This window comes from Streptomyces sp. NBC_01363, assembly GCF_026340595.1.
Taxonomy (GTDB): Bacteria; Actinomycetota; Actinomycetes; order Streptomycetales; family Streptomycetaceae; genus Streptomyces.
Genome location: NZ_JAPEPF010000001.1, coordinates 4,883,242 through 4,906,720, shown reverse-complemented (window position 1 = coordinate 4,906,720; position 23,479 = coordinate 4,883,242). Strand labels below are relative to the sequence as shown.

Below are 23,479 nucleotides of genomic sequence, written 5' to 3'. Positions count from 1 at the left end.
CGTGGCGTCCGCGCGCCTGAGCGGTTTCGGGCGGGCGGACAGGCCGGCGGACGGGAACACTGGACAGCCCCGGGGTACCACCCGCGACGACCGGCGCATGAGTGTCGAGCTCGTGGTGGCCGGTATCTCGGGTGTGGTCGCGCTCGCCGGTGTCGCGCTCGGCGGCCGGGCGACGCGGAAACAGGCCTTGCCGAGTGCCGAGTTGGCGCAGGGTCCGCCCGCCGCGCCCGGTCCGAGCAGCGGCAGGACGTGATGAGCCGCTACCGCGATCCGCTCCTCTGGGCGGCCTTCGACCTGCAGTCCCGCCTGGAGAACATCGCGGTCCGCGAAGCGGGCTTCCCGACCACGCACTACGCGTGAGGCTCATCGCAGCACGCGCGTGATCCGGCGGCAGAGCCGCCCGCGGCCGTCAGATGAAGTTCAGCGCGGCCGCTCCGCCCACTCCCCCGAGCACCATGAACACCGGCATCAGCACCTTCAGCTCCACCCAGCTCCCGGCCCGGAACCGCATGGCCTTCGGCGGGCCGATCGGGTACCAGCGCTTGCGGCCGACCGGGATGGGCCACAGGATCGGGCAGCCGGAGACGGTGAGCGCGTCGCCGATGTCGTGGACGAGGGCGCCGAGCACGATCGGCAGCCCGAGCCAGAGGTACTCCTGGCCGGGGGCGGTGAACAGCCAGTCCGAGCCGTTGCCCGGCTTGTCCAGGACACCGGCCAGTATCCAGGCGCTGGTCGCGCCGAGCAGCCAGACCAGGACGTCGCTGGACATCCGGGCGGCCCGCCACAGCAGCCCTTCGACGGCGAGCACCAGGTGGACGAAGAGGATCCCCAGGACCGCCCACCGGCCGCCGGTGATCGCCGCCGCGGAGGCTCCGGCGCCGATCAGGACCGCCCACAGCCAGGTGTGGGTCAGCGTCCGGTGGCCGCCGTTGCGGGTCGAGTCGCCGCGCATCCTGGTCGCCTTGTAGACGGCGTGCGAGAGCTTGTCGACAATCTCGCAGAGCCCCCGGGACACCGGCCCGAAGGCGCGCGAGATGGTCGCGGACTTGTGGTCGAGGTCCGGGGCCAGCGCGGCCCCGGCGGTGATCAGCGCGCCGACGACGAGGACGGGCCACGGCATCGCGTGGCCGGCGGCCGCCGCCGCCGCGCCCACCCCCAGCCAGGCCGCTGCCCCTGACAGAGAGTGTGCCGGTCCCATCATGGTTCTTCCCGCCCCCAGAGTCGTATCGCTGCCATTGCCGTTACGGCACGGCCGAGTTGAGTGGGAAGCGTATCGCCCGTGATCTTCATACTGTCGTCCGGTTCCCTCATCCGGGCGGAAGGCAGGCAAGATGGGGGCGTGACCCTTATCGATCAGCTGCCCCCGACCGACGACCCCGACGCCCTCTTCGAGGCTTTCTCGTCATGGACCGAGACACAGGGCATCACCCTCTACCCGGCTCAGGAGGAGGCGCTGATCGAGGTGGTCTCCGGCGCGAATGTGATCCTTTCCACCCCGACCGGTTCCGGAAAGAGCCTGGTCGCGGCGGGTGCGCACTTCACCGCGCTGGCCCAGGACAAGGTCACCTTCTACACCGCGCCGATCAAGGCGCTGGTCTCGGAGAAGTTCTTCGACCTGTGCAAGCTGTTCGGTACGGAGAACGTCGGCATGCTCACCGGCGACGCCTCGGTCAACGCCGACGCCCCGGTGATCTGCTGCACGGCCGAGGTGCTGGCCTCCATCGCGCTGCGCGACGGCAAGTACGCCGACATCGGCCAGGTCGTGATGGACGAGTTCCACTTCTACGCCGAGCCGGACCGCGGCTGGGCCTGGCAGATCCCGCTGCTGGAGCTGCCGCAGGCCCAGTTCATCCTGATGTCGGCCACGCTCGGTGACGTCCGGATGTTCGAGGAGGACCTGACCCGCCGCACCGGCCGCCCCACCTCCGTGGTGCGCTCCGCGACCCGGCCGGTCCCGCTCAGCTACGAATACCGGCTGACCCCGATCACCGAGACCCTCACCGAGCTGCTGGACACCAGGCAGTCACCGGTCTACATCGTGCACTTCACCCAGGCCGCGGCCGTCGAGCGCGCGCAGTCGCTGATGAGCATCAACATGTGCACCAAGGAGGAGAAGGAGAAGATCGCCGATCTGATCGGCAACTTCCGCTTCACCACCAAGTTCGGCCAGAACCTCTCCCGCTATGTGCGGCACGGCATCGGGGTGCACCACGCGGGCATGCTGCCGAAGTACCGGCGCCTGGTGGAGAAGCTCGCCCAGGCCGGTCTGCTGAAGGTGATCTGCGGTACGGACACCCTCGGCGTCGGCGTCAACGTCCCCATCCGCACGGTGCTGTTCACGGCGCTCACCAAGTACGACGGCACCCGCGTCCGTACGCTGCGCGCCCGGGAGTTCCACCAGATCGCCGGCCGTGCGGGCCGGGCCGGCTTCGACACGGCGGGCTTCGTCGTGGCCCAGGCGCCCGAGCACGTCATCGAGAACGAGAAGGCCGTCAAGAAGGCGGGCGACGACCCGAAGAAGAAGCGCAAGGTGGTCCGCAAGAAGGCCCCCGAGGGCTTCGTCGCCTGGTCGGAGACCACCTTCGACAAGCTGATCCAGTCCGACCCGGAGCCCCTGACCTCCCGCTTCCGGGTCACACACACCATGCTGCTGTCCGTGATCGCGCGTCCCGGCAATGCCTTCGAGGCGATGCGGCATCTGCTGGAGGACAACCACGAGCCGCGCCGGGCGCAGCTGCGGCACATCCGCCGGGCCATCGCGATCTACCGCTCGCTACTGGACGGCGGTGTCGTCGAGCAGCTCGACAAGCCGGACGCGGAGGGCCGGATCGTCCGGCTCACCGTCGACCTCCAGCAGGACTTCGCGCTCAACCAGCCGCTGTCCACCTTCGCGCTGGCCGCGTTCGACCTGCTGGACCCGGACTCCCCCTCGTACGCGCTGGACATGGTCTCCGTGGTCGAGTCGACGCTCGACGACCCGCGGCAGATCCTCGCCGCGCAGCAGAACAAGGCGCGCGGCGAGGCGGTCGGGCAGATGAAGGCGGACGGCGTCGAGTACGAGGAGCGGATGGAGCTGCTCCAGGAGGTCACGTACCCGAAGCCGCTGAGCGAGCTGCTGTGGCACGCGTACGACGTGTACCGCAGGAGCCATCCGTGGGTGGGCGACCACCCGGTCTCGCCGAAGTCCGTGATCCGTGACATGTACGAACGCGCCATGACGTTCACGGAGTTCACCTCCAACTACGAGCTGGCCCGCACCGAGGGCATCGTGCTGCGCTATCTCGCCAGTGCGTACAAGGCGCTTGAGCACACCATCCCGGACGACATCAAGTCCGAGGACCTGGAGGACCTGATCGCCTGGCTGGGCGAGATGGTCCGCCAGGTGGACTCCAGCCTGCTGGACGAGTGGGAACAGCTCGCCAACCCGGAGGTGGAGACCGCCGAGCAGGCCCAGGAGCGGGCCGACGAGGTGAAGCCGGTCACGGCCAACGCCCGCGCCTTCCGGGTGCTGGTGCGCAACGCGATGTTCCGCCGGGTGGAGCTGGCCGCGCTGGACAAGGTGGGCGAACTCGGCGAGCTGGACGGCGACGCGGGCTGGGACGAGGACGCGTGGGGCGATGCGATGGACGCCTACTGGGACGAGTACGAAGACCTGGGCACCGGTCCGGACGCCCGCGGCCCGAAGCTGCTGAAGATCGACGAGGATGCGGCGCACGGTCTGTGGCGGGTCCGGCAGACCTTCGCCGATCCGAACGGCGACCACGACTGGGGCATCAGCGCGGAGGTCGATCTGGCCGCTTCCGACGAGGAGGGCCGGGCCGTTGTCCGCGTGACCTCCGTCGGTCAGCTGTGAGGGCGTACGCCGTGGGGGTGGCGCCGCTGCGAGAGTGGAGACGAACGGCATGACGAATCCCGCCGAGCGCCTGGTCGATCTGCTCGACCTGGAGCGGATCGAGGTCAACATCTTCCGCGGGCGCAGCCCTCAGGAGTCCCTGCAGCGGGTCTTCGGCGGGCAGGTCGCCGGGCAGGCACTGGTCGCGGCAGGCCGGACCACCGACGGGGACCGGCCGGTCCACTCGCTGCACGCGTACTTCCTGCGTCCGGGGCGTCCGGGGGTGCCGATCGTGTACGAGGTGGAGCGCGTCCGGGACGGCCGGTCGTTCACCACGCGCCGGGTCACGGCCGTCCAGCAGGGCCGGACGATCTTCAATCTGACGGCGTCCTTCCACCGGCCGGAGGAGGCGGGCTTCGAGCACCAGCTGCCGCCGGCCCGCGAGGTCCCGGATCCCGAGGAGCTGCCGACCGTCGCCGAGGAGGTCCGGGAGCACCTGGGCGTGCTGCCGGAGGCGCTGGAGCGGATGGCTCGGCGGCAGCCCTTCGACATCCGGTACGTCGACCGGCTGCGCTGGACGAAGGAGGAGGTCAAGGGCGCCGACCCGCGCAGCGCGGTGTGGATGCGGGCGGTCGGCCCGCTGGGCGACGATCCGCTGGTGCACACCTGTGCGCTGACGTACGCCAGTGATATGACGCTGCTCGACGCGGTCCGTATCCCGGTGGAGCCGCTGTGGGGTCCGCGCGGCTTCGACATGGCGTCGCTGGACCACGCGATGTGGTTCCACCGGCCGTTCCGGGCCGACGAGTGGTTCCTGTACGACCAGGAGTCGCCGGTCGCCACGGGCGGTCGGGGGCTGGCGCGTGGCCGGATCTACGACCGCGGCGGCAATCTGCTGGTGTCCGTGGTGCAGGAGGGGCTGTTCCGCCGTCTCGGCGGTTAGGGCCTGTCCGGCGGATCAGGGCCGGACAGGCCCCAGGCCTGTCCGGTCAGATGCCGGGCAGCGGGTCCTGCTCGACCTCGTGGCGGCGGGTGCGGATGTCCGGCGGCGCCGGGTGGAGTTTGGCGTCGCAGGCGGGGCCGAGGCCGGTGCGGCGTGACTCCGTACCGGTGAGCGGGCGCCCGCACATGCGACAGCGCACCACCCGTCGCCGGGCGGTACGGCCTGGCCGGTCGTCCTCGGGCGAGGGTCCGGTACCGGGTCCGGGGAGGGGCTCGGGGAGGGGCTCGGCGGATTCCACGGATCGATCTTCTCAGGACGCCCGTCCACCGTGCGACGTCCGAGCAGCACACACACGTCCGAGCAGCACACGACGGAGGAGTTCACTGGTGAGCAGCGTGCTGACATTGAAGCCGGTTCCGGGTGAGACCTCGCCCGTCAGCCGTGTCGTCGAGTTCGCCGACGCGCCCGGCGGCGAGTCCCGGGTGGTCGCCCATGTGGAGCGCGAACTGCCGGAGGGCGGGATACCGGCGTATCTCGCGGCCCGCAGGACGGGTGCGCGCTCCTTCGTCCTGTGGGCCGACCCCGAGCGCCGGACCCGGCTGGCCACCCTGGTCACCGCGTCCGCGGCCGACGGCGTCGCCACGTACCGGGTGCTGGGCGCGCAGGGCGAGCTCATCGGCACGCTCGTCCGCGAGAAGGCCCTCCACGGCAAGGGGCTGCGGACCCGCTGGACGGTCGCCCAGGTGGGCTGCCCCGAGGCGGTCGGCTTCAAGGGCCGGATCTTCTGGTGGTACGTGTGGTGGCTGCTGCTCCCCATCCAGGTGGCGATCGGCGTGGGCAGCCTCCTGAGCGGCGGGGGCGATGCGGCGCGCGGACCCCGGCGCATCATCTGGCGGGCCGGCCGGGAGGTTCCGCTGGAGTTCTTCTCGGACGACGACGAGATCCATGTCCACGCGCCGTGGGTCGACTGGCGGCTCGCAGCCACGCTGAGCGCGCTGATCCGCACCTTCGACAGCTGGATGGGCACGCCCTGGGACGACAAGCGCAAGTGAGGCGGGCGCGCGGGGCCGGTCGCACGGCCGGACCGGTCAGCCTGCGAGGATCCTGGCCTTCTGGGCCTCGAACTCGCTCTCGCTCAGCACACCCTGGCTCTTGAGGTCGCCGAGGTCCTTGAGCTGGGCGATCTTGTTGCTCATCTCGTCCTCCGGCGCGAGGGCCGTGGGCGCCGGAGGCGGCGGCGCCGCGGGGGCCGGCCGGGGCTGCGCCTGCTCGGCGTCCTGCCGCGCCCAGCGGCCCGCCTGGCGCCGGGATACCCGGTTGGAGACGGAGGTGGCGGTTCCGGCGATCACCGCTGTACGGGCGACGCCACGAAGAAGGCCTGGCATGGTGCATCTCCTTTGACTGGCTCTGCGAGAACGGCCGGCGGCCGGCTCCGCGAATCCGGCCGGCCCGGTACGGCGGCTCAGGCCCTGGACCCGGCCTCGGCCGCGTCGAGCGATGCCAGGACCTCCTGGATCGGGATGCGCCCGTTGGCGACGAGCCGCCCCCCGGAGCGGCGCAGGGCGGCCGCGAGCGGTCCGGCCCACACGTTCTCGTAGATGACGATCCCGGCAGCGCTGCCGGGTTCGAGAACCGCGCTCACCTCGTCGATGTCGTCCCGGCCGAGCAGGCCGGAGGACACGCCTTCGAACACGGTGAGGTCTTCATGGCCGTCCGCGGTCAGCTCGGAGAGTTCCACGCCCGCGACGGTGCCGTCCTGGTCCTTCCTGACGAAGACCAGGTCCAGGATCCGGATGATTCCCCGGTCGACCAGATCGACCAGCAGGGGCAGTCCTTCGCCCGTCATCCGGTTTCCCGGGAACTCGACCACCAGGTAGTCGATCGGCCCTGTCTCGTCGGTCTCGCTGCTCACACCGGCTCCTCGGAATCTCGACTGCCCCGCGTCCGGCCGGGGCCTGTGCCTCCGTCATTGGAGCAGCGGGCGGGCCGGTGCGCATCTCGGTCATGCGGTGCGGACGGACGCGGCCCGGTTACGCCGTCGGAGGGACAACGGGTCCCTCCAACGGCCGAATGGTGCGAGCCGCGCCCCGCCCTTCCCGCACCGCCGCCGATGGTTGCCGGGCAGCACGGCGTCCAAGGAGGCACGAACATGCGCCGGCTCGGGGTGCTGCGCCCGTCCCGGTCCCGGCCGCTGCTGGTCGGCGGCGCCCCCTGGGCGGTCGACCTGGGGGCGCGCGCTGAGCTCGGCGGGGCTGGACGTGCTGATGTGGGCGGGCGCCGAGCGGCAGCGGGCCCGGATCGAGGAGGCCGGGCTGCCCCTGGCGCCCGGTGAACTGCTCGCGGCGGCCTCCGGTGCCGGGGCGGAGCTGGAGGGCATCACCGGTGTGCTGCTGCTCACCGAGGAGGACGACTTCAACGCACTCGCCGCCATGCCCCTGCGGGAGAGCGTCGAGGGCCCGGTCCACCGGCTCGCTCCGGCCGCCGACAGCCAGGGCGTGGTGGCGCCGTACACCGGGGGCGAGCCGCTCTTCCGTACCGGCCTGACCGGCCCGGAGCTGGCCCGCCGGTACGAGGCCGGGGCCCGGGTGCTGACGCGGCGGGCCGACGACGCCGTCCCGGCCGGACACGATGTGCTGTTCGTCGTCCGCGCCGACGGGCGGCTCGCCCCGGTCACCCACACGCAGACCCCGGACATCCGGCCGGGCGACACCGCCGTCCTCCTCGGTCCGCCGTCCCGGCAGCCGTCGCTCTGAGCGCCGTCAGCCGCGTTCCCCGGCGCGTGCCCGGTCCAGCGCCTCGTCCAGGGTCCGGGCCGCCGTGATGAGCGAGAGGTGGGTGAACGCCTGCGGGAAATTGCCGAGTTGCTCACCACTGGGGCCGATCTCCTCGGCGAACAGGCCGACGTGGTTGGCGTACGTGAGCATCTTCTCGAAGGTGTAGCGGGCCTTGCGCAGCCGGCCCGCGCGGGCCAGGGCGTCGACGTAGAGGAACGTACAGAGGCTGAACGTGCCCTCGGACCCCCGCAGTCCGTCCGGGGACGCCGCGGGGTCGTAGCGGTAGACGAGGCTGTCGGACACGAGTGTGCGGTCCATGGCATCGAGCGTGGCGAGCCAGCCCGGGTCCTTCGGGGCGAGGAACCCCACCCTGGGCATCAGCAGCAGCGAGGCGTCCAGCACTCCCCCGCCGTAGTACTGGACGAACGCCTGCTCGGATTCGCTCCAGCCCCGGTCCATGACCTGTTCGAGGATGGCGTCCCTGGTGCTGGTCCACCGGGCGGTGTCGGCGGGTCGGCTGAGTTCGGACGCCAGGCGAAGGCCGCGGTCGAACGCCGCCCAGCACATCACCCGGCTGTAGGTGAAGTCCTGCCGTCCGCCGCGGGTCTCCCAGATCCCCTCGTCGGGCCGGTCCCAGTGGTCCACGAGCCAGTCGAGCGTCCGGGCCACGACTTGCCAGCCCTGGTAGCCCGCCTGGACGCCCACCTCACGGCCTTCGGACAGGGCGTAGAGGGCCTCGCCGTAGATGTCGAGCTGCAACTGGCCGGCGGCCGCGTTGCCGAGCCGTACCGGGTACGAGCCCCGGTAGCCCTCGAAGTGGGCCAGGATCTCCTCCGTCAGCAGCGGTTCCCCGTCGACGCGGTACATGATCCGGAGGGGCTCCTCTCCGCTGTCCTCCCGGAGCCGGTCGCCGAGCCAGTGGGTGAAGGCGATCGCCTCGTCCACGAACCCGAGGTCGAGCAGGGCCCGGACCGACAGCGCGCCGTCCCTGACCCAGGTGTAGCGGTAGTCCCAGTTGCGTTCGCCGCCGACCTGCTCCGGCAGGCCCGTGGTCGCCGCCGCGACCGGTGCGCCGGAGGGGGCGTAGGTGAGCAGCTTGAGCGTGATGGCGGAGCGGATGACCATGTCGGACCAGCGGCCCCGGTAGTGGGAGGTGCGCACCCACCGCTGCCAGAAGTCGACGACCTCCCAGAGCTGTTCCGTGGTGGCGTCGACGGTCGGCGCCGGTGGCGCGGCCCCGTCCGCCGCGCAGACGGTGAAGACCGCGACGGTCGACTCACCGACGTTCAGCACCACTTCGCCCACGGCGTCCTGGCCGTCGCGTACCACGGAGAAACCGGTCCGCAGGTGTGCCGCGATCCCCGGCGCCCGGAACACGGCTCCCCCGGGGATCGGGTCGATTTCGTGGGAGGCCCGGCCGTAGTCGAACCGGGGCCGGCACTCCATGGCGAACCGTACGGTCCCGCGCACCGCGCGCACGTACCGCACCAGAGTGTGCCGGTCGGTGGGGGTCCCGGTGCGCTCGGGCGGCATCCAGTCGAGCACCTCGCCCACGCCGTCCGGCGACATGAAGCGGGTGACCAGGACCGCGGTGTCCGGGTAGTAGAGCTGCCGGCAGGAGCTCTCGGGGTCGTCGGCTGCCAGCCGGAAGAAGCCGCCGCCGTCATGGTCGAGCAGTGCGGCGAAGATGCTGGGGGAATCGAACCTGGGGGCGGCGAACCAGTCGACGACTCCCTGCGAGGAGACCAGTGCGGCGGTCTGCAGGTCGCCCACCAGCCCGTGTTCGGCAATGGGTGGGTATCGGTCCATGCGCATCCAATCCCGGACGGGCCCCCGCTCGGTACCACTATCCGCCCAGCGCCCCGTGTTCGCCCGCTCGGGCGTCCCGGGCCCCCTGGTGCCGTACGGCCCGGATTGCCCGCCGTCCCGCCCGCGGTGTTACTGGAGGAGGGACCGCCCGCGCACCCGGTCCGGCGGTGACCGGCGGCGGGGCGGGACTTCGTGGAGGTACAGGATGGACATGATCCATGTCCGCGCGGTGAGCCCGCCGGACCTGACCGACCAGGTGGTGGACCGGCTGGCCGGTGATCCCTGTGTGCTGAACCTGATGGTGCAGCCGGGGGCGGCACGCAATCCGGACGGCGACGGCATCGCGTGCGACGTGCTGACGGGAGCCGCCAATGACGTGCTGCGCAGCCTGCGCGCACTGCACCTGGACCGGCGCGGCTCCATCGTCATCGAACCGGTGGACATGGTCTTCTCCGGACGGGCGGCCGAGGCCGGGACCGAGCGGCTCGGGCCACTGGCCCGCGCACCCGTGTGGGAGCAGGTGGAGGCCCGCATCCGCGCCGAGGGGAGATACCCGCCGAGTTTCTATCTGTACCTGGTCATCGCGGGCCTCATCGGCTCGGTCGGGATCGTCACCAACTCCCAGATCCTGATTGTCGCGGCGATGGTCGTCGGCCCCGAGTACGGTGCCATCGTCAGCGTCGCCCTGGGCATCGACCGGGGCGACCCGCCGAGGATCCGGCAGGGACTGACGGCGCTGTTCACGGGCTTCCTGCTGACGATCCTCGTCACCTTCCTCTTCAGTCTCCTGATCCGCGGATTCGGCCTCCAGTCGGCAGCGTTCGACGCAGGGCTGCGGCCGGTCTCCAACCTGATCAACACCCCCAATTTCTTCTCGGTCGCCGTGGCGACGCTGGCCGGCATCGTCGGCATCGTGTCCCTCACCGAGGCCAGGACGAGCGCCCTGCTGGGCGTCTTCATCTCGGTCACGACCATCCCGGCCGCCGCGGACCTCAGCGTCTCCACCGCGTTCACCAGCTGGTCCGATGCCCGGGGTTCGCTCATCCAGCTGCTGGTCAACATCGCGGTGCTGATCGTGGTGGGCACGGCCGCGCTCAAGTGTCAGCGTGCGATCTGGCGGCGGGTCGGCCTGCGCCACGGCCGCGCGGACCGACAGTAGCGGTGCGGGCCTGGGACGTGACGGGCGGCGTCCAGAGGATGCCGGAACCGGGACGAGCCGCGATGATCGGACGCAGGGCGCAGATGTGACGGCGGGTGCGGTGCGGCGGGAGCGGCCCACGCCCGTGGAGCAGTCAGGAGGGCCCCGATGCCCCAGGAACCGGCCCCGGCGCCCCGCGAGGCGACCTCGCCGCTCAGGACGGCGCCGGATGCGACGCCCGAGCAGCGAGCGGCCCGCGGCAGGGCGGCCCGGCGTGAAGTGCCGCGGTCGAGCCATGCCGATTTCGAGCCGTCGGCCGACCCGCTGGGCATCCTCGAAGCCCAGTCCGCGGCCCGAGTGCCCGAACTCGTGCCGATCCGCTACGGACGGATGGCCGAATCGCCGTTCCGCTTCTACCGGGGCGCCGCCGCGATCATGGCCTCCGACCTGGCCACCACCGGGGATTCCGGGATCAGGGCCCAACTGTGCGGGGACGCCCATCTGCTGAACTTCGGGCTGTTCGCCTCGCCGGAGCGCAATCTGCTGTTCGACATCAACGACTTCGACGAGACGTCGCCCGGCCCCTGGGAATGGGACGTCAAACGCCTGGCGACCAGCTTCGCCGTCGCGGGCCGGGCGAACGGTTTCACCGACGAGGAGCGCGCGGACGTCGTGCGGGCCACGGTGCGGTCGTACCGGGAGTCGATGATCCGGTTCGCCGGTATGCGCAATCTCGACGTGTGGTACTCGCGGACCGACATCGGCCGTCTCGAAGCGCTGGCGTCCCGGCAGTTGGCGAAGCGCGGCCGCGAGAAGCTGGCCCGCGCCGCGGCGAAGGCCCGCACCCGGGACAACCTGCAGGCCTTCGACCGACTCACCGAGACCGTGGACGGCCGGCCACGCATCGCGGCGGATCCACCGCTGCTCGTACCGGTCGTCGATCTGTTCCCGGAGGGCGAGCGCGACGCGACGCAGGAGCAGTTCCGCGAACTGATCACGCGCTACGGCCGCAGCCTGCCGTCGGACCGGCGGACCCTGCTCTCCGATTTCCGCTTCGTGGACATGGCACGCAAGGTGGTCGGCGTCGGCAGTGTCGGCACGCGCTGCTGGATCATCCTGATGCTCGGCAGGGACGGCGAGGATCCGCTGCTCCTCCAGGCCAAGGAGGCCGGGCCGTCGGTGCTCGCGCCCCATGCGGGCGCCGGCCCCTACCGGAACGAGGGCGAACGCGTGGTCGCGGGGCAGCGGCTGATGCAGGCGGCGGGCGACATCTTTCTCGGCTGGCAGCGGGTGGACGGGATCGACGGCAGGCCCCGCGACTTCTACGTACGCCAGTTGCGCGACTGGAAGGGCATCGTCGAGCCGCAGGACATGGTGCCGGCCGGCATGCGGGTGTTCGGCGAGGCATGCGGCACCACGCTGGCCCGTGCCCACGCGCGTTCCGGCGACCGGATCGCCATCGCGGCGTATCTGGGGCGCGGCCCCTCGTTCGACCGGGCACTGGTGTGTTTCGCCGAGAAGTACGCCGACCGGAACGAGCGGGACCACCGGGCGCTCGTCGAAGCGGTGCGGGCGGGGCGGCTTCCCGCGGCCCGGGACGTCTGAGCCGTCCCGGGAAGCCGGCCCGTCCGCTGGTCCGGAGGAATGGCAGTACGGGAATCACCGCACGCGCCCAGCGGGTACATCACGGCGGCAACCGTGCATTGTGCTAACTCCTTGTGGACGCTTGCGGGACAGTGTGTTCCGGACGGGTTGTGACGCCGAGGAGACAACGACCATGTCGACCGAGCCCGCCGCACCACCCGCCACGGCGGCAGCGGACCCCTTCGCGCTGATCCGCACCCGTGGTTACGCCCTGCTCCTCGTGATGGCGGCGGGCATCGGAGTCCCGGTCTCGGCGGTGGCGTTCGGTTTCCTCGCGCTCGTCCACGAACTCCAGTCGCTGACCTACCACGACCTGCCCCGAGCACTCGGTTTCACCGGTACGCCGTCCTGGTGGCCGGTGCCGCTGCTCGCCGTGGCGGGCCTGCTGGTCGGGCTGACCATCCGCCACCTGCCTGGGAAGGGCGGTCACCGGCCCGCCGACGGGATGGTGAGCACGGGGGCGCCCTCGGCGGCGGAACTGCCCGGCGTCGTCATGGCGGCGCTCGCGTCACTGGGCGTCGGAGCGGTGCTCGGTCCCGAGGCGCCGCTCATCGCGCTCGGCGGCGGACTGGCCGTGTACGCGGCGCGCCTGGTCAGGCCCGACATCGAGCCGGGCGCGAGTGCCGTGCTGGGAGCCGCGGGAAGCTTCGCTGCCATCAGCGCGCTGCTGGGGTCGCCGCTCCTGGGTGCCTTTCTCCTGATGGAGGCCTCGGGACTGGCCGGGATGATGCTCGGGATGGTCCTGGTGCCGGGTCTGCTGGCGTCCGGCGTCGGCGCGCTCATCTTCACCGGACTCGGCTCGTGGACCGGGCGCGGGACGTACTCCCTGGCACTCCATCATGTGCCCCGGGCACCGGGACCCGACATCGCGCAGTTCGGCTGGGCACTCGTCGTGGGCCTGGCCGCGGCCCTGGTCGGCACGGGCGTCCAGCGGCTCGCCCGGTTCCTCCAGGAACGGGTGGAGCGGCGGACCGTGGTGGCCACCGTCGTCATGGGCCTGGTCGTCGGCGTGGCCGCCCTCGTGTACGCGGAGAGCACCGGAAGGGACGCGTCCGGGGTGCTGTACTCCGGGGAGAACGCCCTCGATCCGCTGCTGGCCGGGAGCGCAGGATACCCGGTGGGCACGCTTGTGGTGCTGGTCCTCTGCAAGGCGATGGCGTACTGCGCGTCCTTGAGCAGCTTCCGGGGAGGCCCCGTCTTCCCGGCGATGTTCGTGGGAGCGGCGGGCGGTATCGCCCTGTCCCATCTCCCGGGACTGGGCCTCACGTCGGGCTTCGCGATGGGCATCGGCGCCATGTGCGTGGCGATGCTCAAGCTCCCGATGACGTCGGTGCTGCTGGCGACGCTGCTGCTGGGGTCCGAGGGCCTCACCGTCATGCCGCTCGTGATCGTCTCGGTCGTGGTCTCCTACGTCGTCACGCTCAGGCTCGCGCCGCCCCCCGCCGTCGCCCGGCCGGATCGAGGATGACGGGCCCCTGCCGTGACCTCAGGCCTTCTTCTCCCACTGCGGCTTCTCCCACTGCAGATCCGCACACAGCGCCCAGATGATGAAGACGTCGATGGCGATGAGCACGATGGACCAGAGCGGGTAGTGGGGCAGCCAGAGGAAGTTGGCGAGTGCGCCCAGGCCCGCGAGCACGATGCCCACCACGCGTGCCCATTCGGCTCCGGTGAACAGCGCGCAGCCGGCGAGAACGATGACGATGCCGATCACGAGGTGGATCCAGCCCCAGCCGGTGAGGTTGAACTGGAACACATAGTTGCGCGTGGCGATGAACACGTCGCTCTTGGCGATGGCTGCGATTCCTTCGAAGATCGCCATCGCTCCGCCGAAGATCATCAGCACCGCCGCGAAGGCGGTCCAGCCGTGCCGGAAGGGGTGGTGCGAACTCGGTGTGGCGTCGGGCGCCACTCTCGGCCCGTTGGCGGTACTGGCCATTGCGGCCTCCTCTGGTAGCAGAGCAACCCGGCAGACCCGAGTGGGCCACCGGGCCCTCCCCGAACAAGCCTGCCATGTCGGCACCCTGTCGGCAGAACAGCCGCTTCGGGGGCCACCATGACACGATCCGTCTCCGTCCAGGGATAGCATCTCCATCGTGAGAGAAACCGAAGAGGCGGAGCCCGGCTCCGTCGATGCCCGGCTCGCCGCGCGGCTGGGCGAACTGCGTACCGAACGCGGCTGGTCGCTGGACGAACTCTCGCGACGCAGCGGGGTGAGCCGCTCCACGCTGTCCCGGCTGGAGCGCGGCGAGTTGAGCCCGACCGCCACCCTGCTCGGCAAGTTGTGCACGGTCTACGAACGGACGATGTCCCGGCTGCTGCTGGAGGTGGAGGCGGAACCCCCGCAACTCGTCCCCGCCGCACGGCAACCGGTCTGGCGGGACGAGGCATCGGGCTTCGTACGCCGCTCGGTGTCGCCTCCGCACACCGGTCTGCGCGCGGAGGTCATCGAGGGGACCCTCGACGCGGGGGCCGCCATCGCGTACGAGAACGCACCGGTGTCCGGCGTGGAGCAGCATGTCTGGGTGCTGGAAGGAACGGTCGAGATCACCGTCGGCGGTACCGCGCACACCGTGCGCAGCGGCGACTGCCTTCGGTTCCGGCTGCGCGGGCCCTCGCACTTCCACTGTCCGGGACCGGAGCCGGTCCGCTATGCCCTGATGATCGTTCTTCCATGACAGCCGCGAACGCCACGATGGCCGCGAAAGGACTCCGTACATGACCGAGATCGTCCCCGCGCACGGCCCCGAACTGGTCACCTACGCCGATGAGTTGGCCGCCCTCCTGGTGGAGACCGTGAACGGCGGATCGTCGGTGGGCTACCTCGCGCCGCTGGACCGTGACGTGGCCGCCGCCTGGTGGCGGGAGAGGGCCGGGGCCGTCGACGCCGGCCTGCTTCAGGTCTGGATCGCCCGCGACGCGGAACGGGTCGCCGGAACCATCGGCCTGGTCCGGGCCCAACTGCCCAACGCCCGCCACCGCGCGGAGGTGGCCAAGCTGATGGTGCGTCCGTCGGCCCGCGGCCGGGGCCTCGGCCGGTCACTGCTCGACGCCGCCGAACGGTCGGCCGCCGGAGCGGGCGTCACACTGCTGGTCCTGGACACCGAGACCGGAAGTCCGGCCGAGCGGCTCTACCGTTCGGCGGGCTGGACGGAGTGCGGCTCGATCCCGGACTACGCCGGAGACCCGGCCGGGGTCCTGAAGCCGACGACGCTCTACTACAAGGCGATCGGCTCCGCGCACACGGCGCCTCCCCTGTGACGAAGCAGGCGCCCGGCCTCCTACCGATCTCCTGGGCGAGGCACAGGAGTTCGACACGAGGCGCATACCGCACACAGGTCGCTCATCGGGGTCATGCCGCCTTCGACGCGATGGCGGGACTCCCGCAGGTCGGTGGCGTGCGCGAGCTCCGGACGGCCGGACGACCGGCTTCGTACGGACCGGGTCCGGGCGTGACAATGGCTGCGGAAGTCACATCTACGAGGAGACCCTCATGACGCTGCACGACATCCCCCTGCGCACTCTCACCGGCGAGCCCACCTCCCTGGCCGACTACAGCGGCCGGGTGGTCCTGTTGGTGAATGTCGCGTCCAAGTGCGGACTCACCCCGCAGTACGCGGGCCTGGTGAAGCTCCAGAACGAGTACGCGGACCGTGGCTTCACCGTGCTCGGCGTGCCGTGCAACCAGTTCGCCGGCCAGGAGCCGGGAAGCGCGGAGGAGATCCGGACCTTCTGCTCGACGACGTACGGTGTCAGCTTCCCGCTGTTGGAGAAGACCGACGTGAACGGCGAAGGGCGCCATCCGCTCTACGCCGAGCTGGCTCAGCTGGCGGACGCGGACGGCGAGGCCGGTGACGTCCAGTGGAACTTCGAGAAGTTCCTCATCTCCCCGACGGGCGAGGTGGTCGCGCGTCTGCGCCCGCGCGTCGAGCCGGAGGCGCCCGAGCTCGTCGCGGCCATCGAGTCCCACCTGCCGGCCTGACGTACCGCGCCCCCGGACGCCGGACGGGCCTGCGTTTCGGCCCGTCCGGCGTCCGGGGGCAGCCCCGGCGGGACGGTCTCAGCGGATCGGCATGCCCGACAGGGTGCGGGCGATGACCAGGCGCTGGATCTCGCTCGTGCCCTCGAAGATCGTGTAGATCGCCGCGTCGCGGTGCATCCGCTCCACCGGGTACTCACGGGTGAAGCCGTTGCCGCCGAGGATCTGGACGGCCTGGGCGGTGACCTTCTTCGCCGTCTCGCTCGCGTACAGCTTGGACATGGAGCCCTCGGCCGAGGTGAACGGCTTGCCGACGGTCGCCATCCACGAGGCGCGCCAGACCAGCAGCCGGGCCGCGTCGATCTGCGTACGCATGTCCGCGAGCTGGAAGGCGATGCCCTGGTTGTCGATGATCGGGCGGCCGAACTGGGTGCGGGTCTTCGCGTAGTCCAGCGCCACCTCGTACGCCGCACGGGCGGTGCCGACCGCCATGGCGCCGACCGCCGGGCGGGACGCCTCGAAGGTGGCCATCGCGGCGTTCTTCACCCGCTCGCCACCGGAGGCGGCGCGCTCGCGGGCCCGCGCCAGGCGCTGGTCGAGCTTCTCCTTGCCCCCGAGCAGACAGTGGCCGGGGACCCGGACGTCCTCCAGGACGACCTCGGCGGTGTGCGAGGCGCGGATGCCGTGCTTCTTGAACTTCTGGCCCTGGGAGAGGCCGGGGGTGTCCGGCGGCACGATGAACGAGGCGTGCCCCTTGGACCCCAGCTCCGGGTCGACCACGGCGACGACGACATGGACGTTGGCGATGCCGCCGTTGGTCGCCCAGGTCTTGGTGCCGTTCAGCACCCACTCGTCCTTGGCCTGGTCGTACACCGCGCGGGTACGCATCGAGGCGACGTCGGAACCCGCGTCCGGCTCGGAGGAGCAGAAGGCCGCGACCTTGACGTCGTCGGCGTCGCCGTACATCTGCGGGATCCAGGTCCCGATCTGCTCCTCGGTGCCGTTGGCGAGGACGCCCACGGCCGCCAGGCCCGTACCGACGATGGACAGGGCGATGCCCGCGTCCCCCCAGAAGAGCTCCTCCATCGCCATCGGGATGCCGAGCCCCGTCGGGTCGAAGAACTGCTGGGCGTAGAAGTCGAGGGAGTAGATGCCGACCTTGGCCGCCTCCTGGATGACGGGCCAGGGCGTTTCCTCACGCTCGTCCCACTCCGAAGCCGCCGGACGGATCACATCCGCGGCGAAGCCGTGAAGCCAGTCACGGACCTGCTTCTGGTCATCGTTGAGTTCGAGCGTGAACTCCGCCATGTTCCCCTCCACGTACTGCTGTGAGAAAACCACTCGTTACTTGCGGTAACCGCAGTCTGTTACCGACAAGTAGCCTCTGTCAACCGCCCAGGTTCGGATCCGCGCCGCGCTGGGCAGGGTGTTACGTTGCGCAGGCAGGACGCATTTGCACGGCCAGGGGCGGGGAGAGGCGACATGGAGAGCACACGACAGGCAGAGCGCCAGCGGACAGCGGCCGAGAGCCGCCGCCGCGAGCTGCTCGAAGCCGCCGACCGCGTGGTGCTCAGAGACGGGCCGAAGGCCTCGATGAACGCCATCGCGGCGGAGGCCGGAATCACCAAGCCCATCCTCTACCGGCACTTCGGCGACAAGGGCGGCCTCTACCGCGCCCTGGCCAAGCGCCACACCGACGCGCTGCTGATCGCCCTGCGCGCCGCCCTCGACGCCCCCGCCGAGCGCCGCCGGCGCGTCGAGTCGACGCTCGACACCTATCTCGCGGCGATCGAGGCCCGCCCGCAGGTCTACCGCTTCCTGATGCACCCGTCCGACGACGCGGCGCCCTCGACGGAGCAGGGCTTCGACGTCGGACGGCACTCGGCGCCGCTGCTGCGCCGGCTCGGCGAGGAACTCGCCCTGGTGATAGCCGAGCGGGTGGACCTGGGACCGGACAGCGATGCCATGGCCCGCATCTGGGGCCACGGCATCGTCGGCATGATGCACGCCGCGGGCGACTGGTGGCTCGGTGAACGCCCCTGCTCCCGCGAACAGTTGGTGAGCAGCCTGGCCGATCTGCTGTGGGGCAGGCTGGCCGCCGCGGGCGACCGGCCGGGCGGCCCCGGATTCTGAGGCCCCCCGACACGCAGGCTACGGGAGCGGTCAGCCGGTGCGCGCCCAGGGCGCCCGGCGGGCCGCGCGCAGCGCCCTGGCGCGGCGCAACCCGGTCAACAGGTCCGTGTAGACCGCGCCTTCGAGATGGTCACACTCGTGCTGGAGGCAACGCGCGAAGAAGCCGGTGCCGGTGACCCGGACCGGCTCGCCGTCGACCGTGAGACCCTCGACGACGGCACGGTCGAACCGCGGGGTACCCGCTTCGATGCCGGGCAGCGAAAGACAACCCTCCGGACCGCGTACGGTGATGCCGTCGGCCTCGACGAGCCTCGGGTTGACGAGATGACCGAGGTGACGGATGTCGTCGTCGTCCGGGCAGTCGTAGACGAACACGCGCAGCGGAACGCCGATCTGGTTGGCCGCGAGGCCGACGCCCTCGGCCGCGTACATCGTGGCGTACATGTCCTCGACGAGACGGGCGAGCGAGGGACCGAAGTCCGTGACGGGTTCACAGGTCCCGTGCAGCACCGGATCACCGAGCAGGCTCATGGCACGAATCAGTCCGGAACTGCCGGGGATGGGGCGGTTTCGCATGGCCGCAATCGTACGTTCCACGCGACCTCCACCTTCCCGGCGGTGCCAGGGTGCGGTCGCCGCGCCGGACATCGATAGGCTGGGCGTGGACCGATGCAAGGAGGATCTAGGACGATGGCAGGCAACACGGAGCCGCTGTCGCCGCGGGCCAAGCTGGCCGTGACGGCGGGCAAGGCCGCGGCGGCGGTGTCACGCGCCGCAGGGCGCGGCAGCGGATCGGTGATCGGCGGCCGGGTGGCGCTCAAGCTCGACCCCGACCTGCTGGGGCGGCTGGCGCAGCACCTGGACGTGATCCTCGTGTCGGCGACGAACGGCAAGACGACCACCACCCGGCTGATCGCCGAGGCACTGCGGGCCGCGGGCCCGGTGGTGTCGAACGCGCTCGGCGCGAACATGCCGGCGGGCATCACCTCGGCGCTGGCGGGCGGCTCGGACGCGCAGTACGGCGTGATCGAGGTCGACGAGAAGTACCTCGCCGGGGTCGCACGCGACACGACGCCCAAGGTGATCGCGCTGCTCAACCTCTCCCGCGACCAGCTGGACCGCGCGGCGGAGACCCGGATGCTGGCGGAGAAGTGGCGTGAGGGGCTGTCCGGCTCGAAGGCCGTGATCGTCGCGAACGCCGACGACCCGCTGATCGTCTGGGCGGCGTCCTCCTCCCCCAATGTGGTGTGGGTCGCGGCGGGCCAGGCGTGGAAGGACGACGCCTGGTCCTGCCCCGCCTGTGGCGGTGTGATGCAGCGCCCCGGCGACGACTGGTTCTGCGGCGAGTGCGGATTCCGCCGGCCCGCTCCCAGCTGGGTCCTGCACGGCGACTACGTCCTGGACCCACACGGTTCGGCATGGCCGATCCACCTCCAGCTGCCCGGCCGCGCCAACAAGGCCAACGCCACCAGCTCCGCCGCCGTGGCCGCCGTCTTCGGTGTGCCGCCGCAGGTCGCGCTGGAGCGCATGTACCAGGTGCAGGCCGTCGCGGGCCGCTACGACGTGGTCTCCTTCCTCGGCCGTGAGCTGCGGCTGCTGCTGGCGAAGAACCCGGCGGGCTGGCTCGAAACGTTTTCCCTGATCGACCCGCCGCCCACGCCGGTGATCCTCTCCGTCAACGCGCGCGGCGCGGACGGCACGGACACCTCCTGGCTGTGGGACGTGGACTACACCCAGCTCGCCGGTCACCCGATCTTCGTGCTCGGCGACCGCAAGCTGGACCTGGCCGTCCGCCTCGAAGTGGCCGGTCTCGACTTCCGGGTCTGCGAGAACCTCGACGAGGCCGTGCAGCAGGCCCCGCCCGGCCGTATCGAGGTCATCGCCAACTACACCGCCTTCCAGGATCTGCGCCGTCGTGTCGGCAACTGACCCCGGCCCCGGCCACCTCCGGAGAGGACGAAGCATGAGCAACGGTCTGCGTCTGGTCTGGGTCTACCCCGACCTCCTCAGCACCTACGGCGACCAGGGCAACGCGCTGGTGGTGGAGCGCCGGGCCCGGCAGCGCGGTCTCGACGTGCAGCGCGTCGACGTGCGCAGCGACCAGCCGGTCCCGACGTCCGGCGACATCTATCTGATCGGCGGCGGCGAGGACCGGCCGCAGCGTCTCGCCGCGGAGCGGCTGCGCCGCGACGGCGGGCTCAGCCGGGCCGCCTCGAACGGCGCGATCATCTTCTCGGTCTGCGCCGGCTACCAGATCCTCGGCCACGAGTTCATCAACGACCTCGGTGAGCGCGAGGCCGGTCTCGGGCTGCTCGACGTGGTCTCCACCCGCGGCGAGGGGGCCCGGTGCGTCGGTGACGTACTGGCCGACATCGACCCGCGCCTCGGCCTGCCGCCGCTGACCGGGTTCGAGAACCACCAGGGCGTCACCCATCTCGGCCCGACGGCACGGCCGTTCGCCCAGGTGCAGTTCGGCCGGGGCAACGGCACCGGTGACGGCACCGAGGGCGCGTACAACGACACCGTCTTCGGTACGTACATGCACGGCCCCGTGATGGCGCGCAACCCGCACATCGCGGACCTGCTGCTGAAGCTGGCCCTCGATGTGAACGCCCTGCCGCCGACGGACGACCGCTGGTACGAGGCGCTGCGCGCCGAGCGCATCGCGTCGGCGACACAGCCCGCCTGATGAGGGGGTTTTCGCTCGTCTGAGCGGAGTCCAGCAGGCGGACGCCCGGTTCGGTCCCGCCACCCTGCGCCGGTAGGGTGGCGGGGATCCAACCGGACGACGTGGTCCGGTCGTCGGCCCACGTTGCAAAGGTTTCCCGGGCAATGCGAATTGGTGTGCTCACCTCCGGCGGCGACTGCCCCGGCCTCAACGCCGTCATCCGTTCCGTCGTGCACCGCGCGGTGGTCGACCACGGCGACGAGGTCATCGGCTTCCACGACGGGTGGAAGGGCCTCCTCGAATGCGACTACCGCAAGCTCGACCTCGACGCGGTCGGCGGCATCCTCGCCCGGGGCGGCACGATCCTCGGCTCCTCCCGGGTCCAGCCCGCCCATCTGCGGGGCGGCGTGGAACAGGCCAGGGGCCATGTCTCCGACCTCGGTCTCGACGCGATCATCCCGATCGGGGGCGAGGGCACGCTGAAGGCGGCCAACCTGCTCTCCGAGGCGGGTCTGCCGATCGTCGGCGTTCCGAAGACCATCGACAACGACATCGCCTCCACGGATGTGACCTTCGGCTTCGACACCGCCGTCGGTGTCGCGACCGAGGCGCTCGACCGGCTCAAGACGACCGCCGAATCGCACCAGCGGGTGCTGATCGTCGAGGTCATGGGCCGCCACACCGGCTGGATCGCCCTGCACTCGGGCATGGCGGCCGGCGCCCACGCCATCGTCGTGCCGGAGCGTCCCTTCGACATCGACGAGCTGACCGAGGTGGTCGGCAGGCGTTTCTCGGCCGGCAAGAAGTTCGCGATCGTCGTCGTCGCCGAGGGCGCCAAGCCTCGCGAGGGCTCGTCCATGGAGATCGAGCAGGGCACCAAGGACATCTACGGGCACGAGCGGTTCGCCGGCATGGCCACGCAGCTCTCCAGCGAGCTGGAGCAGCGCCTCGGCAAGGAGGCCCGCCCGGTGATCCTCGGCCATGTGCAGCGCGGCGGCACGCCGACCGCGTACGACCGGGTGCTCGCCACCCGCTTCGGCTGGCACGCGGTGGAGGCCGCGCACCGCGGCGAATTCGGCATGATGACGGCGCTGCGCGGCACGGACATCGTGATGGTGCCGCTGGGCGAGGCCGTGGAGACGCTGAAGACCGTTCCGGCCGAGCGGTACGCCGAGGCGGAGTGCGTGCTCTGAGCGACACCCTGTCCGATGAACTGCCCCCGGCCGCAACCGCGGCCGGGGGCAGTTCTACTCTGGTCGGGACAACCGGAACGAATCGGGGACACCCCCGGCGGGAGTGAACAGATGGATCACAGCGGGCACGGCATGAACATGGATCTGCCGCCGTTCACGCTGGGACGTGGGCTCCAATTCTCCGCGGACCCGTTCTTCCTCATCGGCTGCCTTCTCGGCATCGGCCTGTACGCGTACGCCGTGCTGCGGCTGCGCAGACGCGGGGACGGCTGGCCGGTCGGCCGGACCGTGTTCTTCGTCGTCGGCGTGCTGAGCATCGCACTGGTGATGTGCACCAAGCTCAACGACTACGGCATGGTCATGTTCAGCGTGCACATGGTGCAGCACATGGTGATCAGCATGCTGTCGCCGATCCTGCTGCTGCTGGGCGCTCCGGTGACCCTGGCGCTGCGTGCGCTGCCGGTCGCGGGCCGTGGCCGCACCGGTCCGCGCGAGCTGCTGCTCAAGCTGCTGCACAGCCGGTACATGAGGATCATCACGCATCCGGCCTTCACGATCCCGATCTTCATCGCCAGCCTGTACGGGCTGTACTTCACCCCGCTCTTCGACTTCCTGATGGGCTCGAAGACCGGTCACATCGCGATGATGGTGCACTTCCTCGCGGTCGGTCTGGTGTTCTTCTGGCCGATCATGGGCATCGATCCGGGACCGCACCGGCCCGGCTACGTGATGCGGATGCTGGAGCTGTTCGCCGGGATGCCGTTCCACGCGTTCTTCGGTATCGCGCTGATGATGGCGACGACGCCGATGGTGGGGACGTACAAGCATCCGCCGGCCTCGCTGGGCATCGACGCGCTGAGCGACCAGGGCTGGGCAGGCGGTATCGCCTGGGCCTTCAGCGAGATCCCGTCGGTGCTGGTGCTGATCGCGCTGGTCTTCCAGTGGTACCGCTCCGAGCAGCGGACGGCGAAGCGCTCCGACCGTGCGGCCGACCGGGACGGTGACCAGGAGCTCCAGGCGTACAACGCCTATCTCGCCTCATTGCAGGCGCGCGGGCAGTAGCGGTGGGCATGCCTCCGGGGTGACGATGGCATCCACGGCCGCACGGCCGACGAGGAGGGTGCGGGCATGTCCGGATCCACGAAGGCCATGGGAGTGCTCACGCTGACGGCCCTGGTCGTCGTCACCGCCTACACGGTGGCGCTGGGGAGCAGCGGCTGGCTCTGGTTCGGCTGGGTGGTGCTCGGTCTGATCACCCTGGGGATGGCGGCGACGCGCGAATCCTGACCCCGGGCAGACGTGCGCGTCCCGGCCCCGGGAACTGCGGCGGGGTCCGGTGTACCGGCTGCCGACGGCGGGTACGCCG

Annotated in this window: 24 protein-coding genes and 1 pseudogene; 17 read left to right on the top strand and 8 right to left on the bottom strand. The window is 70.9% G+C overall.

Annotated features, from left to right (window positions below; all coding sequences use genetic code 11):
• Positions 1–97 precede the first annotated feature (97 nt).
• The gene (locus tag OG611_RS22265) at positions 98–253 is read left to right on the top strand and encodes a hypothetical protein (protein WP_266422919.1); all 156 of its coding nucleotides are present in this window, start codon (positions 98–100) and stop codon (positions 251–253) included.
• A gap of 156 nt (positions 254–409) precedes the next feature.
• Here OG611_RS22265 and OG611_RS22260 read toward each other — a convergent pair whose 3' ends face one another.
• On the bottom strand, positions 410–1,201 hold the full coding sequence (locus OG611_RS22260) for a metal-dependent hydrolase (RefSeq protein ID WP_266422916.1): 792 nt from the start codon (positions 1,199–1,201) through the stop codon (positions 410–412).
• 138 nt (positions 1,202–1,339) lie between these two features.
• Between OG611_RS22260 and OG611_RS22255 the strand changes: the two genes are divergently transcribed.
• Complete coding sequence (locus OG611_RS22255) at positions 1,340–3,853, top strand: RNA helicase (RefSeq protein ID WP_266422913.1); 2,514 nt, start codon at positions 1,340–1,342, stop codon at positions 3,851–3,853.
• A gap of 49 nt (positions 3,854–3,902) precedes the next feature.
• Complete coding sequence (locus tag OG611_RS22250) at positions 3,903–4,775, top strand: acyl-CoA thioesterase II (protein ID WP_266422911.1); 873 nt, start codon at positions 3,903–3,905, stop codon at positions 4,773–4,775.
• 46 nt (positions 4,776–4,821) lie between these two features.
• Here the strand turns inward: OG611_RS22250 and OG611_RS22245 are convergent, their stop codons facing one another.
• Positions 4,822–5,073, bottom strand: coding sequence for a DUF6011 domain-containing protein (locus OG611_RS22245; protein ID WP_266422909.1), 252 nt, complete (start codon positions 5,071–5,073; stop codon positions 4,822–4,824).
• Between the two features lie 88 nt (positions 5,074–5,161).
• On the opposite strand from OG611_RS22245, the gene OG611_RS22240 reads away from it, so the two are divergent.
• Positions 5,162–5,827 carry a hypothetical protein gene (locus OG611_RS22240; RefSeq protein WP_266422907.1) on the top strand — a complete coding sequence of 222 codons (666 nt, stop codon included), beginning with the start codon at positions 5,162–5,164 and terminating at the stop codon, positions 5,825–5,827.
• 36 nt (positions 5,828–5,863) lie between these two features.
• Here OG611_RS22240 and OG611_RS22235 read toward each other — a convergent pair whose 3' ends face one another.
• Positions 5,864–6,160, bottom strand: coding sequence for an SHOCT domain-containing protein (locus tag OG611_RS22235; RefSeq protein ID WP_266422904.1), 297 nt, complete (start codon positions 6,158–6,160; stop codon positions 5,864–5,866).
• A 77-nt stretch (positions 6,161–6,237) separates the two neighbouring features.
• On the bottom strand, positions 6,238–6,687 hold the full coding sequence (locus OG611_RS22230) for a DUF6325 family protein (protein WP_266422901.1): 450 nt from the start codon (positions 6,685–6,687) through the stop codon (positions 6,238–6,240).
• A 240-nt stretch (positions 6,688–6,927) separates the two neighbouring features.
• Between OG611_RS22230 and OG611_RS22225 the strand changes: the two are divergent.
• Positions 6,928–7,528: pseudogene (locus tag OG611_RS22225) on the top strand (sodium:proton exchanger); the annotation flags it as partial.
• 6 nt (positions 7,529–7,534) lie between these two features.
• On the opposite strand, the gene OG611_RS22220 reads toward OG611_RS22225, so the two are convergent.
• Positions 7,535–9,364, bottom strand: a complete 1,830-nt coding sequence (locus OG611_RS22220) for a glycoside hydrolase family 15 protein (protein WP_266422899.1) — start codon at positions 9,362–9,364, stop codon at positions 7,535–7,537.
• Positions 9,365–9,563: 199 nt separating this feature from the next.
• On the opposite strand from OG611_RS22220, the gene OG611_RS22215 reads away from it, so the two are divergent.
• The 3 genes from OG611_RS22215 to OG611_RS22205 all read left to right on the top strand — a co-directional run bounded on the left by OG611_RS22215 (position 9,564) and on the right by OG611_RS22205 (position 13,608).
• Entirely contained in the window at positions 9,564–10,517 is a 954-nt protein-coding gene (locus OG611_RS22215; protein WP_266422896.1) for a DUF389 domain-containing protein, read from the top strand.
• A 147-nt stretch (positions 10,518–10,664) separates the two neighbouring features.
• Positions 10,665–12,101: a DUF2252 domain-containing protein gene (locus OG611_RS22210; protein ID WP_266422894.1), complete on the top strand. Its 1,437-nt coding sequence runs from the start codon at positions 10,665–10,667 to the stop codon at positions 12,099–12,101.
• A 172-nt stretch (positions 12,102–12,273) separates the two neighbouring features.
• The gene (locus OG611_RS22205) at positions 12,274–13,608 is read left to right on the top strand and encodes a chloride channel protein (RefSeq protein WP_266422892.1); all 1,335 of its coding nucleotides are present in this window, start codon (positions 12,274–12,276) and stop codon (positions 13,606–13,608) included.
• Positions 13,609–13,626: 18 nt separating this feature from the next.
• On the opposite strand, the gene OG611_RS22200 is transcribed toward OG611_RS22205, so the two are convergent.
• Positions 13,627–14,079, bottom strand: a complete 453-nt coding sequence (locus OG611_RS22200) for a hypothetical protein (protein ID WP_266422890.1) — start codon at positions 14,077–14,079, stop codon at positions 13,627–13,629.
• A 157-nt stretch (positions 14,080–14,236) separates the two neighbouring features.
• Here OG611_RS22200 and OG611_RS22195 point away from each other — a divergent pair, with 157 nt between their 5' ends.
• From OG611_RS22195 to OG611_RS22185, 3 genes are all read left to right on the top strand, one after another.
• A complete protein-coding gene (locus OG611_RS22195) occupies positions 14,237–14,818 on the top strand; it encodes a helix-turn-helix domain-containing protein (protein ID WP_266422887.1) in 582 nt (193 codons plus the stop codon).
• A 40-nt stretch (positions 14,819–14,858) separates the two neighbouring features.
• Positions 14,859–15,401 carry an N-acetyltransferase gene (locus tag OG611_RS22190; protein WP_266422885.1) on the top strand — a complete coding sequence of 181 codons (543 nt, stop codon included), beginning with the start codon at positions 14,859–14,861 and terminating at the stop codon, positions 15,399–15,401.
• A 232-nt stretch (positions 15,402–15,633) separates the two neighbouring features.
• On the top strand, positions 15,634–16,122 hold the full coding sequence (locus OG611_RS22185) for a glutathione peroxidase (RefSeq protein WP_266422882.1): 489 nt from the start codon (positions 15,634–15,636) through the stop codon (positions 16,120–16,122).
• A gap of 78 nt (positions 16,123–16,200) precedes the next feature.
• Here OG611_RS22185 and OG611_RS22180 read toward each other — a convergent pair whose 3' ends face one another.
• Positions 16,201–17,427 carry an acyl-CoA dehydrogenase family protein gene (locus OG611_RS22180; RefSeq protein WP_266422879.1) on the bottom strand — a complete coding sequence of 409 codons (1,227 nt, stop codon included), beginning with the start codon at positions 17,425–17,427 and terminating at the stop codon, positions 16,201–16,203.
• A 174-nt stretch (positions 17,428–17,601) separates the two neighbouring features.
• Here OG611_RS22180 and OG611_RS22175 point away from each other — a divergent pair, with 174 nt between their 5' ends.
• Positions 17,602–18,252, top strand: coding sequence for a TetR family transcriptional regulator (locus OG611_RS22175; protein ID WP_266422877.1), 651 nt, complete (start codon positions 17,602–17,604; stop codon positions 18,250–18,252).
• A 30-nt stretch (positions 18,253–18,282) separates the two neighbouring features.
• Here OG611_RS22175 and def read toward each other — a convergent pair whose 3' ends face one another.
• A complete protein-coding gene (gene def / locus OG611_RS22170) occupies positions 18,283–18,828 on the bottom strand; it encodes a peptide deformylase (protein WP_266422875.1) in 546 nt (181 codons plus the stop codon).
• A 114-nt stretch (positions 18,829–18,942) separates the two neighbouring features.
• On the opposite strand from def, the gene OG611_RS22165 reads away from it, so the two are divergent.
• The 5 genes from OG611_RS22165 to OG611_RS22145 all read left to right on the top strand — a co-directional run bounded on the left by OG611_RS22165 (position 18,943) and on the right by OG611_RS22145 (position 23,400).
• Positions 18,943–20,181, top strand: coding sequence for a MurT ligase domain-containing protein (locus tag OG611_RS22165; RefSeq protein WP_072486330.1), 1,239 nt, complete (start codon positions 18,943–18,945; stop codon positions 20,179–20,181).
• A 34-nt stretch (positions 20,182–20,215) separates the two neighbouring features.
• Positions 20,216–20,941 (top strand): type 1 glutamine amidotransferase, encoded by a 726-nt coding sequence (locus OG611_RS22160; protein ID WP_266422871.1) that lies wholly within the window; start codon positions 20,216–20,218, stop codon positions 20,939–20,941.
• Between the two features lie 143 nt (positions 20,942–21,084).
• The gene (locus tag OG611_RS22155; RefSeq protein ID WP_266422869.1) at positions 21,085–22,113 is read left to right on the top strand and encodes a 6-phosphofructokinase; all 1,029 of its coding nucleotides are present in this window, start codon (positions 21,085–21,087) and stop codon (positions 22,111–22,113) included.
• A 111-nt stretch (positions 22,114–22,224) separates the two neighbouring features.
• Positions 22,225–23,175: a cytochrome c oxidase assembly protein gene (locus OG611_RS22150; protein ID WP_266422867.1), complete on the top strand. Its 951-nt coding sequence runs from the start codon at positions 22,225–22,227 to the stop codon at positions 23,173–23,175.
• A 66-nt stretch (positions 23,176–23,241) separates the two neighbouring features.
• Positions 23,242–23,400 (top strand): hypothetical protein, encoded by a 159-nt coding sequence (locus tag OG611_RS22145; protein WP_107408259.1) that lies wholly within the window; start codon positions 23,242–23,244, stop codon positions 23,398–23,400.
• Positions 23,401–23,479: the final 79 nt, after the last annotated feature.

What these genes read in the sequence shown, in the direction of transcription:
- OG611_RS22160 (WP_266422871.1), top strand. Translation starts at nt 20,216, where the DNA reads ATGAGCAACGGTCTGCGTCTGGTCTGGGTCTACCCCGACCTCCTCAGC.
- def (WP_266422875.1), bottom strand. Translation starts at nt 18,828, where the DNA reads ATGCGAAACCGCCCCATCCCCGGCAGTTCCGGACTGATTCGTGCCATG.
- OG611_RS22250 (WP_266422911.1), top strand. Translation starts at nt 3,903, where the DNA reads ATGACGAATCCCGCCGAGCGCCTGGTCGATCTGCTCGACCTGGAGCGG.
- OG611_RS22260 (WP_266422916.1), bottom strand. Translation starts at nt 1,201, where the DNA reads ATGATGGGACCGGCACACTCTCTGTCAGGGGCAGCGGCCTGGCTGGGG.
- OG611_RS22235 (WP_266422904.1), bottom strand. Translation starts at nt 6,160, where the DNA reads ATGCCAGGCCTTCTTCGTGGCGTCGCCCGTACAGCGGTGATCGCCGGA.
- OG611_RS22165 (WP_072486330.1), top strand. Translation starts at nt 18,943, where the DNA reads ATGGCAGGCAACACGGAGCCGCTGTCGCCGCGGGCCAAGCTGGCCGTG.
- OG611_RS22155 (WP_266422869.1), top strand. Translation starts at nt 21,085, where the DNA reads ATGCGAATTGGTGTGCTCACCTCCGGCGGCGACTGCCCCGGCCTCAAC.
- OG611_RS22180 (WP_266422879.1), bottom strand. Translation starts at nt 17,427, where the DNA reads ATGGCGGAGTTCACGCTCGAACTCAACGATGACCAGAAGCAGGTCCGT.
- OG611_RS22175 (WP_266422877.1), top strand. Translation starts at nt 17,602, where the DNA reads ATGGAGAGCACACGACAGGCAGAGCGCCAGCGGACAGCGGCCGAGAGC.
- OG611_RS22200 (WP_266422890.1), bottom strand. Translation starts at nt 14,079, where the DNA reads ATGGCCAGTACCGCCAACGGGCCGAGAGTGGCGCCCGACGCCACACCG.
- OG611_RS22220 (WP_266422899.1), bottom strand. Translation starts at nt 9,364, where the DNA reads ATGCGCATGGACCGATACCCACCCATTGCCGAACACGGGCTGGTGGGC.
- OG611_RS22145 (WP_107408259.1), top strand. Translation starts at nt 23,242, where the DNA reads ATGTCCGGATCCACGAAGGCCATGGGAGTGCTCACGCTGACGGCCCTG.
- OG611_RS22210 (WP_266422894.1), top strand. Translation starts at nt 10,665, where the DNA reads ATGCCCCAGGAACCGGCCCCGGCGCCCCGCGAGGCGACCTCGCCGCTC.
- OG611_RS22205 (WP_266422892.1), top strand. Translation starts at nt 12,274, where the DNA reads ATGTCGACCGAGCCCGCCGCACCACCCGCCACGGCGGCAGCGGACCCC.
- OG611_RS22190 (WP_266422885.1), top strand. Translation starts at nt 14,859, where the DNA reads ATGACCGAGATCGTCCCCGCGCACGGCCCCGAACTGGTCACCTACGCC.
- OG611_RS22185 (WP_266422882.1), top strand. Translation starts at nt 15,634, where the DNA reads ATGACGCTGCACGACATCCCCCTGCGCACTCTCACCGGCGAGCCCACC.
- OG611_RS22265 (WP_266422919.1), top strand. Translation starts at nt 98, where the DNA reads ATGAGTGTCGAGCTCGTGGTGGCCGGTATCTCGGGTGTGGTCGCGCTC.
- OG611_RS22215 (WP_266422896.1), top strand. Translation starts at nt 9,564, where the DNA reads ATGGACATGATCCATGTCCGCGCGGTGAGCCCGCCGGACCTGACCGAC.
- OG611_RS22150 (WP_266422867.1), top strand. Translation starts at nt 22,225, where the DNA reads ATGGATCACAGCGGGCACGGCATGAACATGGATCTGCCGCCGTTCACG.